Source organism: Pseudotabrizicola sp. (assembly GCF_030684215.1).
Classification (GTDB): domain Bacteria; phylum Pseudomonadota; class Alphaproteobacteria; order Rhodobacterales; family Rhodobacteraceae; genus Pseudotabrizicola.
Genome location: NZ_JAUXOV010000024.1, coordinates 1 through 14555 on the forward strand (window position 1 = coordinate 1; position 14555 = coordinate 14555).

At 62.0% G+C, this 14555-nt stretch carries 13 protein-coding genes, 1 tRNA gene and 1 pseudogene; 5 read left to right on the forward strand and 10 right to left on the reverse strand.

The window, feature by feature from the left end; genetic code table 11:
* The 4 genes and pseudogenes from Q8K08_RS02945 to Q8K08_RS02960 form a co-directional block, all read left to right on the forward strand.
* Window positions 1-119: pseudogene (locus Q8K08_RS02945) on the forward strand (IS5/IS1182 family transposase); the annotation flags it as partial.
* Window positions 120-216: 97 nt separating this feature from the next.
* Window positions 217-1464 carry a Mu-like prophage major head subunit gpT family protein gene (locus tag Q8K08_RS02950; RefSeq protein ID WP_305249164.1) on the forward strand — a complete coding sequence of 416 codons (1248 nt, stop codon included), beginning with the start codon at window positions 217-219 and terminating at the stop codon, window positions 1462-1464.
* The gene (gene gpW, locus Q8K08_RS02955) at window positions 1464-1685 is read left to right on the forward strand and encodes a gpW family head-tail joining protein (protein WP_305249165.1); all 222 of its coding nucleotides are present in this window, start codon (window positions 1464-1466) and stop codon (window positions 1683-1685) included. Before Q8K08_RS02950 ends, gpW begins: the two co-directional genes overlap by 1 nt.
* Window positions 1686-1687: 2 nt before the next feature.
* A complete protein-coding gene (locus Q8K08_RS02960) occupies window positions 1688-2014 on the forward strand; it encodes a DUF2190 family protein (RefSeq protein ID WP_305249166.1) in 327 nt (108 codons plus the stop codon).
* 118 nt (window positions 2015-2132) lie between these two features.
* Here Q8K08_RS02960 and Q8K08_RS02965 read toward each other — a convergent pair whose 3' ends face one another.
* The 3 genes from Q8K08_RS02965 to Q8K08_RS02975 form a co-directional block, all read right to left on the reverse strand.
* Complete coding sequence (locus Q8K08_RS02965; protein ID WP_305249167.1) at window positions 2133-3362, reverse strand: integrase arm-type DNA-binding domain-containing protein; 1230 nt, start codon at window positions 3360-3362, stop codon at window positions 2133-2135.
* Window positions 3363-3519: 157 nt separating this feature from the next.
* A tRNA-Gly gene (locus Q8K08_RS02970) sits at window positions 3520-3593 on the reverse strand.
* A 95-nt stretch (window positions 3594-3688) separates the two neighbouring features.
* Window positions 3689-4294, reverse strand: a complete 606-nt coding sequence (locus tag Q8K08_RS02975) for a response regulator transcription factor (protein ID WP_322573444.1) — start codon at window positions 4292-4294, stop codon at window positions 3689-3691.
* A gap of 128 nt (window positions 4295-4422) precedes the next feature.
* Here Q8K08_RS02975 and Q8K08_RS02980 point away from each other — a divergent pair, with 128 nt between their 5' ends.
* Entirely contained in the window at window positions 4423-6984 is a 2562-nt protein-coding gene (locus Q8K08_RS02980; RefSeq protein ID WP_305249168.1) for an ATP-binding protein, read from the forward strand.
* On the opposite strand, the gene Q8K08_RS02985 is transcribed toward Q8K08_RS02980, so the two are convergent.
* The 7 genes from Q8K08_RS02985 to Q8K08_RS03015 form a co-directional block, all read right to left on the reverse strand.
* The gene (locus tag Q8K08_RS02985; protein ID WP_305249169.1) at window positions 6973-7734 is read right to left on the reverse strand and encodes a CbiX/SirB N-terminal domain-containing protein; all 762 of its coding nucleotides are present in this window, start codon (window positions 7732-7734) and stop codon (window positions 6973-6975) included. The two genes, Q8K08_RS02980 and Q8K08_RS02985, sit on opposite strands and share 12 nt — an antisense overlap.
* Before the next feature lie 37 nt (window positions 7735-7771).
* On the reverse strand, window positions 7772-8530 hold the full coding sequence (locus tag Q8K08_RS02990; protein ID WP_304797988.1) for an SDR family NAD(P)-dependent oxidoreductase: 759 nt from the start codon (window positions 8528-8530) through the stop codon (window positions 7772-7774).
* A 72-nt stretch (window positions 8531-8602) separates the two neighbouring features.
* On the reverse strand, window positions 8603-8836 hold the full coding sequence (locus tag Q8K08_RS02995; protein ID WP_304797990.1) for a formate dehydrogenase subunit delta: 234 nt from the start codon (window positions 8834-8836) through the stop codon (window positions 8603-8605).
* On the reverse strand, window positions 8826-9632 hold the full coding sequence (fdhD, locus tag Q8K08_RS03000) for a formate dehydrogenase accessory sulfurtransferase FdhD (RefSeq protein WP_305249170.1): 807 nt from the start codon (window positions 9630-9632) through the stop codon (window positions 8826-8828). Before fdhD ends, Q8K08_RS02995 begins: the two co-directional genes overlap by 11 nt.
* Window positions 9629-12523, reverse strand: coding sequence for a formate dehydrogenase subunit alpha (fdhF, locus tag Q8K08_RS03005; protein ID WP_305249171.1), 2895 nt, complete (start codon window positions 12521-12523; stop codon window positions 9629-9631). The genes fdhD and fdhF overlap by 4 nt, the downstream gene beginning before the upstream one ends.
* On the reverse strand, window positions 12520-14037 hold the full coding sequence (locus Q8K08_RS03010; RefSeq protein WP_305249172.1) for an NADH-quinone oxidoreductase subunit NuoF: 1518 nt from the start codon (window positions 14035-14037) through the stop codon (window positions 12520-12522). Before Q8K08_RS03010 ends, fdhF begins: the two co-directional genes overlap by 4 nt.
* A complete protein-coding gene (locus Q8K08_RS03015; RefSeq protein WP_304797998.1) occupies window positions 14034-14504 on the reverse strand; it encodes a formate dehydrogenase subunit gamma in 471 nt (156 codons plus the stop codon). The genes Q8K08_RS03010 and Q8K08_RS03015 overlap by 4 nt, the downstream gene beginning before the upstream one ends.
* Window positions 14505-14555: the final 51 nt, after the last annotated feature.

Genomic DNA, 14555 nt, shown 5'->3' on the forward strand with positions numbered 1-14555 from the left:
TCGAGATCATGTTCGGAAGGCTCAAGGACTGGCGACGAGTGGCAACGCGCTACGACAGATGCCCGAAGGTCTTCCTCTCCGCTGTCGCCCTGGCCGCAACCGTCCTCTTCTGGCTTTGATCATCAATGAGTCTGGAGCCTAACCCCGCAACCCGCCGACCCTTCGGCCCGGGTGCGCAATGAGCCTCCCCCGCCTCCCCAACAAAAGGACTCCCAAATGCCTCTTGATGAAACCGAATCCACCCGCCGCGCCGAAATTCGCGGTCTTGTGCACACTGCCGGGCTTGCCCCGGAAATCGCTGATCAGTTGATTGACGCGGGTTCAGACCTGACCCGGGCCAAAGCTGAAATCTTTGACCACGTTGCGACCACCCGCGCGGCGGCCCCGATCATCCGCACCCACACCACGGGCGGCAATGACGATCCGGCCACGATCACCCGGCGGCAGTCGGACGCTATGGCTGTGCGCATGGCAGGCGGCACCGTTGCAGACGACGTGCGGCCCTACATGCAAAAGTCCATGCTGGACGTTGCCCGGGCTTGCCTGACTCGTTCCGGGCAGTCTGTGCGCGGCCTTTCTGCCGATGAACTCTTGCAGCGGGCGGCGCATACCACGTCGGACTTCCCGCTTGTGGTCAGCAACGCCATGAACAAGGTCGCGCTTGCGACCTACCAGGCGGCGGCCTCTCCTCTGAAATCCTTGGCACGGCAGCGCACCTTGCCAAACTTCAAGGACTCCACGTCCATTCGTCTGGGGGAAGTCGGGCGGCTGGAGCCGTTGAATGAAGCGGGCGAGATCACCGCGACCAGTCGCGCAGAGAATGGCGAGTCCTTCCGGCTTTCCACTTATGCGCGCGCTTTGAACGTGTCGCGGGAACTCCTGATCAATGGCGATCTCGGACTGCTTGGCGATATGACGCGCGCCTTTGCCGAAGCTGCCGCCGCGACCGAAGCCGACATCATGGTCGATCTGTTGACCAGCAATCCGAATCTTTCGGATGGGGTTGCGGTGTTCCACGCTTCGCGCGGCAACATCGGCACCGGCGCGGGCTTGACCATCGGTAGCGTCGACTCGGCGCGTAAAGCCATGCGCGCGGTCAAAGGTCTGGATGGCAAGACGCTGGTGGCTGTGCAGCCGAAATACCTGCTTGTCGGGCCGGAACTGGAAACCGAAGCCGAAGCCTTCTTGACTGCCCTGTATGCTGCCACCACGGCAGACGTGAACCCTTTCACCGGCAAGCTGTCGCTTCTGGTCGAACCCCGGATCACCGATGATCGTTGGATGATCTTTGCCGATCCTGCCCGGCTGCCCTGCCTGCAATATGGCTATCTTGCGAGTGCGCAGGGGGTGCAGATTCAGCGTTCGGAGGCTTGGGATACCTTGGGCATGAAGTTCCGGGCTTGGTTGGATTTTGGTGCCGCTTTTTCGGATTTTCGAGGTGTCTACCTGAATCCAGGTCTGTGATGCCAACCCAAGCCGAACTCTTGGCCGATGCCGAAGCGGCGCTGCACCGCCTCCTTACGGGGGCGGCTGCGGCTTCGTTCACCGATAGCAACGGGGAGCGGGTGGAATATCAAGCCGCCAATGCCCCCCGCCTTGCCGCATATATTCAGAAACTCGAGTCCACGATCGAGGGCAGCCGCCCCACCCATACCGTGCGATTCAGCATGTCGAGAGGACTGTAACCATGAAGAACTTTATCGCCGCCGGGTCGCAACTGACCCTCACTGCCCCCGCTGCCGTCGCCTCTGGTGCGGGCGTCCAGGTTGGCGCGATCTTCGGCGTAGCCAACGGTTCGGCAGCCGCCGGGCAAGACGTTGTGCTGACGGTCGCGGGGGTATTCGAGTTGCCCAAAGCTGCCGAAGTGATCACCACGGGTGCAGTTATCTATTGGGATGATGCAGCGAAGGTCGTCACTGTCGAGGCCACCGGCAACACGAAAATTGGGGTTGCCGTCGAAGCAGCCGGGTCACTCGCTGCCCTGTTGCGCGTTCGGTTGAACGGCAGCTTTTAAAAGATAGTCGGGCGCGGGTTTCCGGTCGCGTCTGACTTGCTCTGCTATAGGGTCTGTCCCCCTATGGTGGAGGTCGCCGCGCTCGTGGGTTTGTCCTCCCCACGGGCGCGGCTTCGATTCATGGTAGCGCGTCTGCCAAGCTGTCGAAATGATCCGCGTAAGCCTGCATCATGCTTGCCCGGCCCTCCAAATATTCAGCGGCATTGTAGGTCGCCCGGACCGAATTGCCCTCCACATGCGCAAGCTGCCGTTCGATCCAGTCTCGATTCCACCCCATTTCATTTAAGTAGGTAGACGCGATGGTGCGGAAGCCATGCGGCACCATTTCTGATTGGCTGTAGCCAAGCCGCCGGAGAGCCGCGTTCAAGGTGTTCTCACTCATGGCCCGCGCGTCCGTTCGCAGACTGGTCAGGACCAGCTTGCCGCGCCCGCTGATGGGCCGCATGGCCTCCAGCACTGAGGCGGCTTGTGTCGAGAGCGGCACGATATGCGGGCGCGGCAGTTTCATCCGGTTGGCGGGAATACTGATCCGGGCGGCCTTGAAGTCGATATCTGTCCATTCAAGATGCCTGACCTCCCCATTGCGCAGGAAGGTGTAGGCCAAGAGCAACAGCCCGGCCCGGGTTGCCGGTTCGCCGTCATAGCCCCGGATGGCGCGCAACAGGCCGCCGACTTTCTTGGGGTCGAGAATAGCCGGGTGATGGCGCGCGGGCGGAATGATCAGCGCACCGGCAAGAGCGGCGGCGGGGTCGCCTTCGCAGCGCCCGGTTGCGATGCCATAGCGGAAGACGCGGCCCAGAAGGGCGCGCAAAGTCGTGGCTGTGTCGTGCTTCCCTTCGGCCTCCACCCCGCGCAAGAACTCCAGAAGTTCGGGGGCTTTCAGGTCTGCAATCGGCGTGGACCCGAAGGCGCGGTAGGTTCGTTCCAATAGCCACCCGTTCTTGGCAAGCGTGGGGGCGGCTTTGCCTTCTGCTTTCAGCTTTTGGAGGAACTCTTGCCCCACGTCTTCCCATGTCGGGCGCGGCACCGATGCGGCGGCCTCTATCTCTATCTCTGCCACGGCGGCAGCCTTGGCGGCTTGCCGTTCGGCGGACGGGTCGAGGCCCTTTGCCAAGGTGGCCTTTGCCGCGTCACGGGCGGCGCGGGCTTCGGCAAGGCTCACAGTGGGGTAAGCGCCAAGGGAGATCAGCTTTTGCTTGCCGCCGTGCCGATAGGCCAGACGCCACAGCTTAGACCCGCTGGCCTCCACCTGAATGAACAGGCCGCCCCCGTCTGTGTGCTTTTGGACCTTGGGGCCAGGTTTGAGGTTCTTGAGTCCCGTGGCCGATAACTTGTTGGTAGCTGACATGTTGATTCCCCGGTCGCGAAGCGCCTACCAACAGGGATACCAACAGGGTGCAGTCATGTCATGGCATCTTGTGTCACGTTCTGGCACAAGACTGTTGCGAAAAACCCTGTAATCGTTGGGCTTTTGTCACTCTCTGGCACTTCATGTCAGGGGGTCTTGGAGCGGGCGGCGGGAATCGAACCCGCGTCTTTAGCTTGGAAGGCTAAGGTCTTACCATTACACAACGCCCGCGCTCTGATGCTGGAAATAGAGGAACACGCGGGCGGGGTCAACCGGGGCTTTAAGGGGAGTGGAACAGAATTCTGCCGCCCCGGCTTCCGCTGAGCCTAAGGGCGGACCATCCCGCTGTCGCGGGCGATCATCGCGGCGTGGGTGCGGTTTTTGGCACCCAGCTTGCGGGTCAGGGTTTTGACGTGCAGCTTTATCGTCACTTCCTGAATATCAAGATCACGCGCGATTTCCTTGTTGGATTTGCCGTCACAGATCCCTTCCAACACCTCTCGTTCCCGCCGGGTAAGATCATCCAGCGGCGCGCCAAGGGGCGGTGGATCATCCAGCATCGACAGCGGCGCAAAGATTTCTCCGGCGGCCATGCGCTTGACGGCGGCAATCATGGCCTTGATCCCCAGTGTCTTTGGCACGAACCCCACCGCCCCGCAGGCAAGCGCCTCATTGGCCAGATCGCGCAAGGTGGTACCGGACATGACTGCAACGGGCACCTTTGGCGCGGCATTAATCGCACGCCCCAATCCTTCCAACCCGTTCATACCCGGCATCTGGTAATCCAGCAAAACAAGGTCGAAATGCTGCTTCGCCAGCATATCCAGCGCCGCTTGCAACCCCGACACCGACACGACCTCTACCTTGCCATCCGCCGACACCATCGCAGCAACCGACTCGCGGAACAGGTCGTGGTCGTCGGCCAGAAGCATCCGCACTACTAAATCATCCTTTGCCCGACACCGGGCGTTTGCGTTGGGAAGAATTGGCACTTCTGAATAGACGTGTCACAAGATGCAACTTAGCCTGACTTTGGCCCGCAGATGCAAGGCTTGCGATGATGATTGTTCCAAACAAATTCCAGATATCCCTCGTGGGACCGTTTCGCAATCTGGCTATCGTCGGGATAGTCTTTGCGTTGCTGGCCCTGATTGCAGCGCTTGCTTTTGATGTGCGCAACCGTTTGGCAGCTCTGGATCTGGCCGACAGCGACAATGGCCAATGGGTGATGATGCAGACCGAGGTCGAAGTGTTGCGCCTGCAAAGCACCCTGATCAAAGCCCAATTGGATCAGGCAGACCTGACTGAGGTGCGCCGTTGGTTCAATGTGCTCTACAGCCGCCTGCACATGCTGGAGCAAAGCCCGCTGTATGCCGACTTCATTCAGAAGCCCGAACAACTGGCCCGGCTAAAGGCCATGCAGGCCTTTAGCGATCGTTGGGTCAACGCCGTCGATTCGACTGATGAGGTTCTGCGTGAGGCATTGCCACAGATCGAATCCGAAAGCAGCGAGGTGCAGCGACTGGCCCGCGCCCTGTCGCTCGACTCTCTGTTGGTGTTTTCGGCAAGCACAGACGAAACCCGCGCCCGCGTGTCCGATACGCTGCTGGTTCTGGCAATTGCCATTTCAACCACGATTTTACTGCTGGCGGTTCTGGCGGTCACAGCAACGCGGCTTTATCAGACGACCCGACGACAGGCGCAGGAAAACCAGATTGCCGGGGACCGGCTGCAACTGATCATTGCCACCTCGCCAGATGCGATTGTTGTCACCAACCGGGGCGGCTGGGTGGTCGAATTCAACCCGGTGGCAGAAGCCATGTTCGGCCTGACCCGTGATCAGGTTCTGGGCAAGTGGATCGTGCCGATCCTGTTTCCGAACCAGCACCGGAATGACTACGTTCCACGCCTGCGCAACATTATCACCCGTGCCGCAAGCTCTGGCCCGCAACGCTTTGAAATCATGGGTCAGCGCACCGATGGAACACCTTTTCCACTTGAGGTATCGCTGGCGGTGCGCGACCTGAACCGGGGGGCGCTGGTCGTCAACTTTTTGCGGGATGTGTCGCAGCGCAAAGAGGTTCAGCAAGCCTTGGAACAGGCCCTGACGCAGGCGCAGGCCGGGGAAAAGGCCAAGGCTGATTTTCTGGCGGTGATGAGTCACGAGATGCGGACCCCGCTGAACGGGTTGATCGGGTCAATGGATCTGATGCGCGACACGGCAATGGACGAAGGGCAGCGCGAATTGCTGCGTGTGATGGAAGTGTCAGGCGAAATCCTGCTGGGCCATGTCGACTCTGTGCTGGATATTTCGCGCTCTGAAGGCGGGCAGATCCGTCTGTCTGATACGCCCTTTGTTCTGGATCGACTGATCGAAGATTGTATTGCCAATCAGGCCGGGGTTGCCCGCACGGGTGGCAATACCATCCGGCATGTCGCTTTGTCCGGCACGCTGGGCGCCGTACACGGCGATCCGGGGCGCTTGCAGCAGATCTTGCTGAACCTGATCGGCAATGCGGTCAAGTTCACGCGGGACGGATCAATCACCGTCGAATCCGAGCGTTTGCCCCAGCGCCCAGACAGCGCTGCACCTCAGGTCTTCGAGATCAGGGTCATCGACACCGGCATCGGCATCGCAAAAGAAGACCGCAGCCGGGTGTTCGAGGATTTTGCTACGGTCGATTCGTCTTACGGGCGCACGGCAGGTGGCACGGGGCTGGGTCTTGGCATTGCGCGCCGGCTGGCGCAGGCCATGGGCGGCAGCATTGGGGTGGAAAGCGAGACGGGGATGGGCAGCGTGTTTTGGCTGCGCTTGCCCTTGCCAGCCGCAGAACCATTCCAAACTGCACCAACCTTGCCGCGCACCTCTGACACTCCGTTGCCGTCCGCCATGCGCCGTCTGAATGTACTTGTGATCGAAGACAACAGCATCAACCGCTTTCTGCTGCGCCGCATGCTTTGCGAACAACACCACAGCGTTACCGAGGCGATTGATGGGCAGGACGGGGTGGCCGCGGCAGAAAAGACCGCATTTGACCTGATCATCACCGACATTTCCATGCCGCGTCTGGATGGTCTGGAAGCCGCGCGACGCATCCGCGCAGGCGGCGCTTCGGCCAAGGCGCGGATCATCGCATTGACGGCGCATGCCCTGCCCGAAGATCTGGAGCGGTTTCGTCTCGCGGGTATGGATGCCTGCCTGACCAAGCCAGTTTCCCGCAAGGCGCTGCGGGCTCAGGTCTACGCGGGGGACGATGCCCCATTGTTCAGCCACACCAACGCGTTACCGCAGAACACCGCATTGCAAGACCTTGTGCATACCTTGGGGCAACCGCTTGCCCTGTCATTGATCAACCGGATGCTGGCCGAAGGCGATGCGACAATCGCTGCGATCAAAGCCCAGCCCGGCCCGAATGACGAAATGGCCCGCGCGGCACATCTGATGGCTGGCAGTTGCCCTATCTTTGGCGCAACGGCAATGTGTGCGGCCCTGTCAGGTTTGGAACAGGCGATCAAGGTTGGAAAACTGGCGCAGGCGTCAGACATTGCGGCGCTGGTGCCAGACATATGGAATGAAACCCGCCACGATTTGACGGCGCAGTATGCGCTCTTAGTGGCCTGATGCCTCTGCTCCGGCGCGCAACGCAGTGGCGATAAGCCCCGGAACCCGCGCATCACGCCCCAACGGCGGCAAAACCCGGCCAGTGAACCCGGCCTCTGCCAACGCTGCGGGCAGGTCATCGGTCACATGCTCGCCCTCGGCGGCAAAGAACGGCAGGCAAACGGCGTCTGGGCCAAATCCGCTGACCTCGGCAAGACGGGGCTGTTGGTCGATGAATGCGGCGTCACAACGTGACAGCAGCAAACCCTCTTTCAGGCGCGAGGCCACAGCATTGGCCACATCTGAAGGTGCGGCACTGCGCCCAGACCCATGGGCGGCCAACAGAACCTCGCCCCCCGGCGGAACACCCGCTTCATGCAGGACACGCAAAGCCAGAGTCTGCACCGATGTGTCCAGTCCAAAAGGTGGCAGGCAATACCAGCGCGCGCAGCCCCCCGCACCGCCACAGGCCGCGTTCCCGCAAGTAGCACCTCCAAACAAGGCCAGATGACAGGCCTTGGCCAGACGCTCCGGCAAATGTTGTCTGGTGAACCAGCCATCGGCCATGAACATCGGATACACCACCCCGCCCGCCAACCCGGCCTCGTTAACCATCGCGGCAAGCCTGCCTTCGGCGGCCAGCGTCGCCGACAGCACCCGCCATCCCGGCAGGTGTGCAGCTACATCTGCCGCGAGCGCGGCAAGGGACGCCTCGGCGGGTGCCGGGTCAGACGGTTGGCCATGGGCCACGATCAGCGCTGTGTGTGTCATGTTTCGAATTTAGGCGTGCGTAAGCGCGCGGCAAGGGTCACAGCTCATAAGGCCATGTTGCCTGCGAAAACACCCCACCATCGACCCAGATCGTCTGGCCCGTGATGAAACTTGCAGCCTCGGAACACAAAAACACCAAAGGCCCGGCAATATCTTCGGGCGTGCCAACCCGGCGCAGCGGCGTGACCTTTGACCATGTGCCCGCGTAGTCCCCCGCCTCGGCCGCAGTGCGTTCGGTGGCAATGGCCCCCGGTGCAATACAGTTGACGCGAATACCATGCGGGCCAAGCTCCACCGCCGCCGATTTGGTGAATTGCTCAATCCCGCCTTTACTGGCCGTGTAGTCCACCAATTTCGGAAAGGCGAGCTTGTTGCAGCCCGACCCAAGGTTGACAATGCTGCCGCCCTTACCCGCTGCGACCATGGCGCGACCCGCCGCTTGGGTGTTCAGGAAGGTGCCGCGCAGGTTGGTGTGCATTACCGCATCCCACTGGTCGGCTCGCAGATCCAGCAGCCCGGCCCATGTCTGGATGCCCGCGTTGTTTACCAGCACATCGGGCGCGCCCCCGGCCCAATCCACAGCTTCGGCGTGCAAGCGGTGTACCGCCGCTTCATCGCCCGCATCGGCCTCCCATGCGCGGGCACGGCGGCCTGTGCTTTCCACCGCAGCCACCAGATCAGCCGACAGCGCTGCCGCGTTCAGATGGGTGAAACCCACATCATACCCGGCGTTGGCAAGGGCCATGACCAAGGCACGCCCGATGGCCGATGGTCCGGCAGTAACGATGGCAAACATGGCTATCCCCCTCGGGTTGGTGCGCCATTAGTGACGCGCCAGACGCCTTGGGACAAGCCCCTGTGGCAATGCTCAGGGTTTGGGGCGGCGGATCAGCGGCGCGGCGTCCAGCACCAAGGGCCGCAAGCCCGCGCCGCCCGCATCCAGCATCTCAAACAGCTGCCGACGCATACGCGGTTCCCAGAAATCATTGATATGGCTGGACAAGCCTTCGATGCCTTCGGCATGGGGTTTGCTTTCCATGAACTTGGCAATCTGGTTCGCCATGACGATCAATTTGTCATGCGGACGGGTTTCAAGCGACATGCGCCACCTCTTTCGGGTCAGTCAGGCGATGGGGATGGGTATAGCAATCAAAGCCATCAGGACGGGCATTGGCAATCAGCGTAAGGCCCGCCACATGGGCCATCTGCACAGCCGCAGCCGTCGGCGCAGATACCGCGATCAGCACCGAAAACCCGGCGGCACAGGCTTTTTGGACCAGATCAATCGACACTCGGCTTGTCAGAATCAACGCGGCGCTGTCAGCGGTCTGCGCCATCGCGCCCACGAGTTTATCAACCGCATTGTGCCGCCCGACATCTTCGCGTGACAGCGCAATACCGTTGGACGTCCAAAGTGCTGCGCAATGTGCGGCGCGTGTCATGTCATGCAGCGGTTGGTGCTTTGGCAAGTCTGCCACTGCTGCCATCACCTGTGCAGGCGTCATCCGCAGCGCACCCTGCACCTTTGGGGCCGCGCGCACCGCTTCTTCCAAAGACTCCAGCCCGCACAGACCGCAGCCCACCGGCCCTGCCATACTGCGCCGCCGCTGTGCCTGCCGCGCGGCCGCCCCAGCCTCCAGCCAGATTTGCAGGTCGATCCCCAGCGGAGTTTCCACCACGTCGATCCGCTCAATCTCCTCAGGCGCGGCGATGCCTTCGGCCCGCGTGAACCCGCGCGCGAAATCAGGCAGATCGGCGGGGGTGGCCATCATCACCGCATGGGTAGACCCGTTATAGGACAGCGCCACCGCCACTTCGGCGGGCAAACTCCGCTGACTTTCCCGGGCGACACCGCCCGAGAACGACAAACGCGGAACAGGCGCGTGGCTTTCCATCATTCCGCCGCCGGAAGGATGCGCCGTGACTGCTCGGCTTGCGCGGCATAGTCTTCCTGCCACTCTGACGGGCCGTTTGACGGGCTGACCTGAACCGCCGTCACCTTGTATTCCGGGCAATTGGTCGCCCAATCGCTGAAATCGGTGGTGATGACATTGGCCTGCGTTTCCGGGTGGTGGAAGGTGGTGTAAACCACGCCCGGCGACACCTTGTCGGTGATCTCGGCGCGCAGGGTCGTCTCGCCCGAGCGTGAGGCCAGCCGAACCCAAGCCCCGTGATGGATGCCGCGCACCTCGGCATCATGGGGGTGTACCTCCAGCACGTCTTCGGCATGCCAGACTACATTCGCCGTGCGCCGCGTTTGTGCGCCGACGTTGTATTGCGACAGGATGCGCCCGGTGGTCAGAAGCAGCGGGAAGCGTGGGCCGGTCTTTTCATCCGTCGCCACATATTCGGTGCGGATAAACCGCCCCTTGCCGCGCACGAACCCATCGACATGCATCAGCGGTGTGCCTTCGGGGTTGGCCTCATTGCAGGGCCATTGCACCGAGCCGAGCGTTTCCAGCCGCTCATAGCTGACGCCGGCAAAGCTGGGCGTGGTCAGCGCGATTTCGTCCATGATCTGGCTTGGGTGCGTATAGCCCCAGCCTGCGCCCCCGGTCTTGCCAAGCATGGCATTGGCGAACAACTGGGTTACTTCCCAGTCGGCATAGCCCTGTTTCGGGGCCATCACCTTGCGCACGCGGTTGATCCGGCGCTCGGCATTCGTAAAAGTGCCGTCCTTTTCCAGAAAGCTGGAGCCGGGAAAGAACACATGCGCGTAGTTGGCGGTTTCATTCAGGAACAGGTCGTGGACGATCACGCATTCCATCGCCGCCAGACCCGCCGCCACATGCTTGGTGTCCGGGTCCGATTGCAGGATGTCTTCGCCTTGGCAGTAAAGCCCCTTGAACGTGCCCTCTACTGCGGCGTCCAGCATGTTCGGGATGCGCAGGCCGGGTTCGTTGTCGATGCTCACCCCCCAGACCCGTTCAAACACCGCGCGGGCATCGTCGTTCTTCACATGGCGATAGCCCGGCAATTCATGCGGGAACGACCCCATGTCGCACGACCCCTGCACGTTGTTCTGTCCGCGCAAAGGGTTCACCCCCACACCAGGTCGCCCGATATTGCCGGTCAGCATGGCAAGGTTGGCAATGCCGATCACCGTGGTGGAGCCTTGGGAATGTTCCGTCACCCCCAGCCCATAGTAAATCGCACCATTGCCACCCTTGGCAAACAGCCGCGCTGCCGCCCGCACGTCCGCTGCGGGCACCTTCGTCAGCAACTCCACCGCTTCGGGCGCGTGATGCGGGGCTGCGATGAATTCGGCGTAGTCCTGAAACGCATCCCAGTCACAACGCTCGCGGATAAACGCCTCATCCATCAGGCCTTCGGTCACGATAACATGCGCCATCGCGCTGATCACGGCAACATTGGTGCCCGGCGTCAGCGCAAGGTGATGGTCGGCCTTGTAATGAGGGCCCTCTACCATCTCGGTGCGGCGTGGGTCGATCACGATCAGCTTGGCCCCCTGCCGCAGCCGTTTCGTCAAGCGGCTGGCAAAGACCGGGTGGCCGTTGACCGGGTTTGCGCCGATCACGATCACAACGTCAGTTTCTTCAACCGAATCAAAATCCTGCGTGCCCGCACTGGTGCCGAATGTCTGCCCCAAGCCATAGCCCGTGGGCGAATGGCACACCCGCGCGCAGGTGTCGGTGTTGTTGTTCATGAACACCGCGCGGGTCAGCTTTTGCACAAGATAGGCTTCTTCATTCGTGCAGCGGCTCGATGTGATCACCCCCACCGACTGCTGGCCATACTTTGCCTGAATGCCGCGCATCCGGTCGGCGGCAAAGTCCATCGCCTCGGCCCATGACACTTCGCGCCACGGGTCGATGATCGCATCACGGATCATTGGCGACAGGATGCGGTCTTTGTGCGTGGCATAGCCATAGGCAAAGCGCCCCTTCACACAGGAATGGCCCCGGTTCGCCTTGCCGTGCTTATACGGCACCATGCGCACCAATTCATCGCCGCGCATCTCGGCCTTGAAGCTGCACCCTACACCGCAATACGCACAGGTGGTGATGACTGATCGTTCCGGCGTGCCGATGTCGATGATCGAGTTTTCCTGCAAGGTCGCGGTCGGGCAGGCCTGCACACACGCACCGCAGGATACGCAATCGCTGGTCAGCGCGGTGTCGGTCTTGGCCCCGAACGACACCCGGCTGTCAAAGCCACGGCCTTGAATCGTCAGCGCAAAGGTGCCCTGCACTTCCTCACACGCCCTCACACAGCGGCTGCACACGATGCATTTGGCGGGGTCATAAGTGAAATACGGGTTGGAATCGTCCTTTGGCACCCATTGCGGGTTAGCCTCACCGCTGGTGTTCTTGGCCTTGAAGTGGGTTTCCACGGCCTCATAGCGCACATCACGCAGACCCACCGCACCCGCCATGTCCTGCAATTCGCAATCGCCATTTGCGCTGCATGTCAGGCAATCCAGCGGGTGGTCGCTTATGTACAACTCCATCACCCCACGCCGCAGCTTTTTCAGCCGGGTGTTCTGGGTGGAAACCTTGAGTCCCGCCGCAACCGGCGTGGTGCAACTGGCTGGCGTACCATTGCGCCCCTCGATCTCGACCAGACACAACCGGCACGAACCGAAAGCCTCCACGCTGTCGGTTGCGCACAGCTTTGGCACCGAGATACCCGCCTCTGCCGCCGCCCGCATGATCGACGTGCCTTCCGGCACCGTCACATCAAAGCCGTCAATCGTCAGCGTGACCATGGTCTTCGACTTCGCCGCTGGCGTGCCGAAATCGCGGTCCGGGATGATGAAATCTTTCATTCGGCAGCCTCTTTTACGCGGGCGAAGTCATCTGGAAAATGGGTCAGCGCCGACAACACCGGATAAGGCGTAAAGCCCCCCAGCGCGCACAAAGACCCGGCTTTCATCGTGTCACACAGATCATGCAGCAGCGGGATGGCCGACGCGTCGCCGCGCGCGATCCGGTCAATCGTCTCGGCCCCGCGCACCGCGCCGATCCGGCATGGAGTGCATTTGCCGCAAGACTCGATGGCACAAAATTCCATGGCAAACCGCGCCTGCGCCAGCATATCGGCGGACTCGTCGAACACCACGATTCCGGCATGGCCAATCAGCCCGCCCTGCCCTGCATATTCCTCATACCCGAACGGGACATCGAACAGCATGCGGGGGAAATAGGCGCCCAACGGCCCGCCCACCTGCACCGCCTTGACCGGCCGCCCGGTCGCAGTGCCGCCCGCCAGATCGTCCACAATCTCGCCCAAGGACATGCCAAAGGCAGCTTCGAATAACCCGCCCCGCGCCACATTGCCCGCGATCTGCAACGGGATGGTCCCGCGCGACCGCCCGATGCCATGCGCCGCATAAGCCGCCGCCCCGCGTTCAAAAATCACCGGAATGGTCGCCAACGAGATCACGTTGTTCACCACCGTCGGCTTGCCCATGAAGCCTTCAAGCGCGGGCAATGGCGGCTTGGCCCGCACCACGCCGCGCTTGCCCTCAAGGCTGTTGAGCAGGCTGGTTTCCTCGCCGCAGACATAGGCCCCGGCACCAACGCGTATTTCCATGTCAAACGCGATGCCAGACCCCATGACCGACGCACCCAGCATCCCCGCAGCCCGTGCCGCCAGAACTGCCAGGTTCATCACCGCAATCGCATCGGGGTACTCGCTTCGCAGATAGACAAAACCGTGTGTCGCGCCCACTGTGATCCCGGCAATCACCATTCCTTCGATCAAGGACAGTGGGTCGCCCTCCATGATCATCCGGTCGGCAAAGGTGCCGCTGTCGCCTTCATCGGCGTTGCAGACGATATACTTGCGGTCGGCCACAGCCCCCGCCACCGTGCGCCACTTGATCCCCGTGGGAAAACCGGCGCCGCCCCGCCCGCGCAGCCCCGATGCGGTGACTTCGGCCAGCCGCTCCTCGACGCTCATGGCCAGCGCACGGGCAAGCCCGGCAAAACCGCCATGCGCCCGGTAATCTTCCACCGAAAGCGGGTCAATCACCCCGCAGCGCGCGAATGTCAGCCGGGTCTGCGCCTTCATCCAAGGCAAGTCCTCAACCAGACCAATCGCCAGCGGCCCGCCATCAAACACCTGTGCCACCGATGCCGCTTCCATCGGCCCAAACCCCATGCGGCCCGCGGGCGTCTCCACCTCGACCAACGGCTCAAGCCAGACCATCCCCCGGCTGCCATTGCGCACCACGTCCAGCGCAACACCGCGCCGCATCGCCTCGGCCTGCAACGCTGCCACCACCTCATCCGCCCCCAAAGCGCGGGCGGCGGCATCCAAAGGCACATAAACCTTCATGCGCCCACCTTTGCCAAATGAGCGGCAACCTTTGCCGCATCCACGCGGCCAATCAGCCGCCCATTGACCTGCGCCGCGGGCGCACAGGCACACAGGCCCAGACAAAACACCGGCTCCAGTGTCACCGCGCCATCAGCGCCGGTCTCGTGCCAGCCAAGGCCAAGCTGCGCCTGAACCTCAGCCGCCACGGCATCACCGCCCATTGCCTGACAGGCTTCTGCCCGGCACAAACGCACCACCTGCTGCCCGGCAGGGGCGTCACGGAAATCGTGATAAAAAGAGATAACCCCATGCAACTCGGCCCGGGTCACGCCAACACCTTGCGCAATGACCGGCAATGCCGCCTGCGGCACATGACCAAATTCGGCCTGCACCGCATGCAAAATCGGCAACAGCGCGCCTTCAACACCTTGGTGCGCCTGCACAATCTCTGTCACGCGCACAGACAGGCCCGTCTCATCCAGCATGGCATTCCCCGTGGCTTTGCTTCAGCCACTAGATTACCCAGAACAACAGGC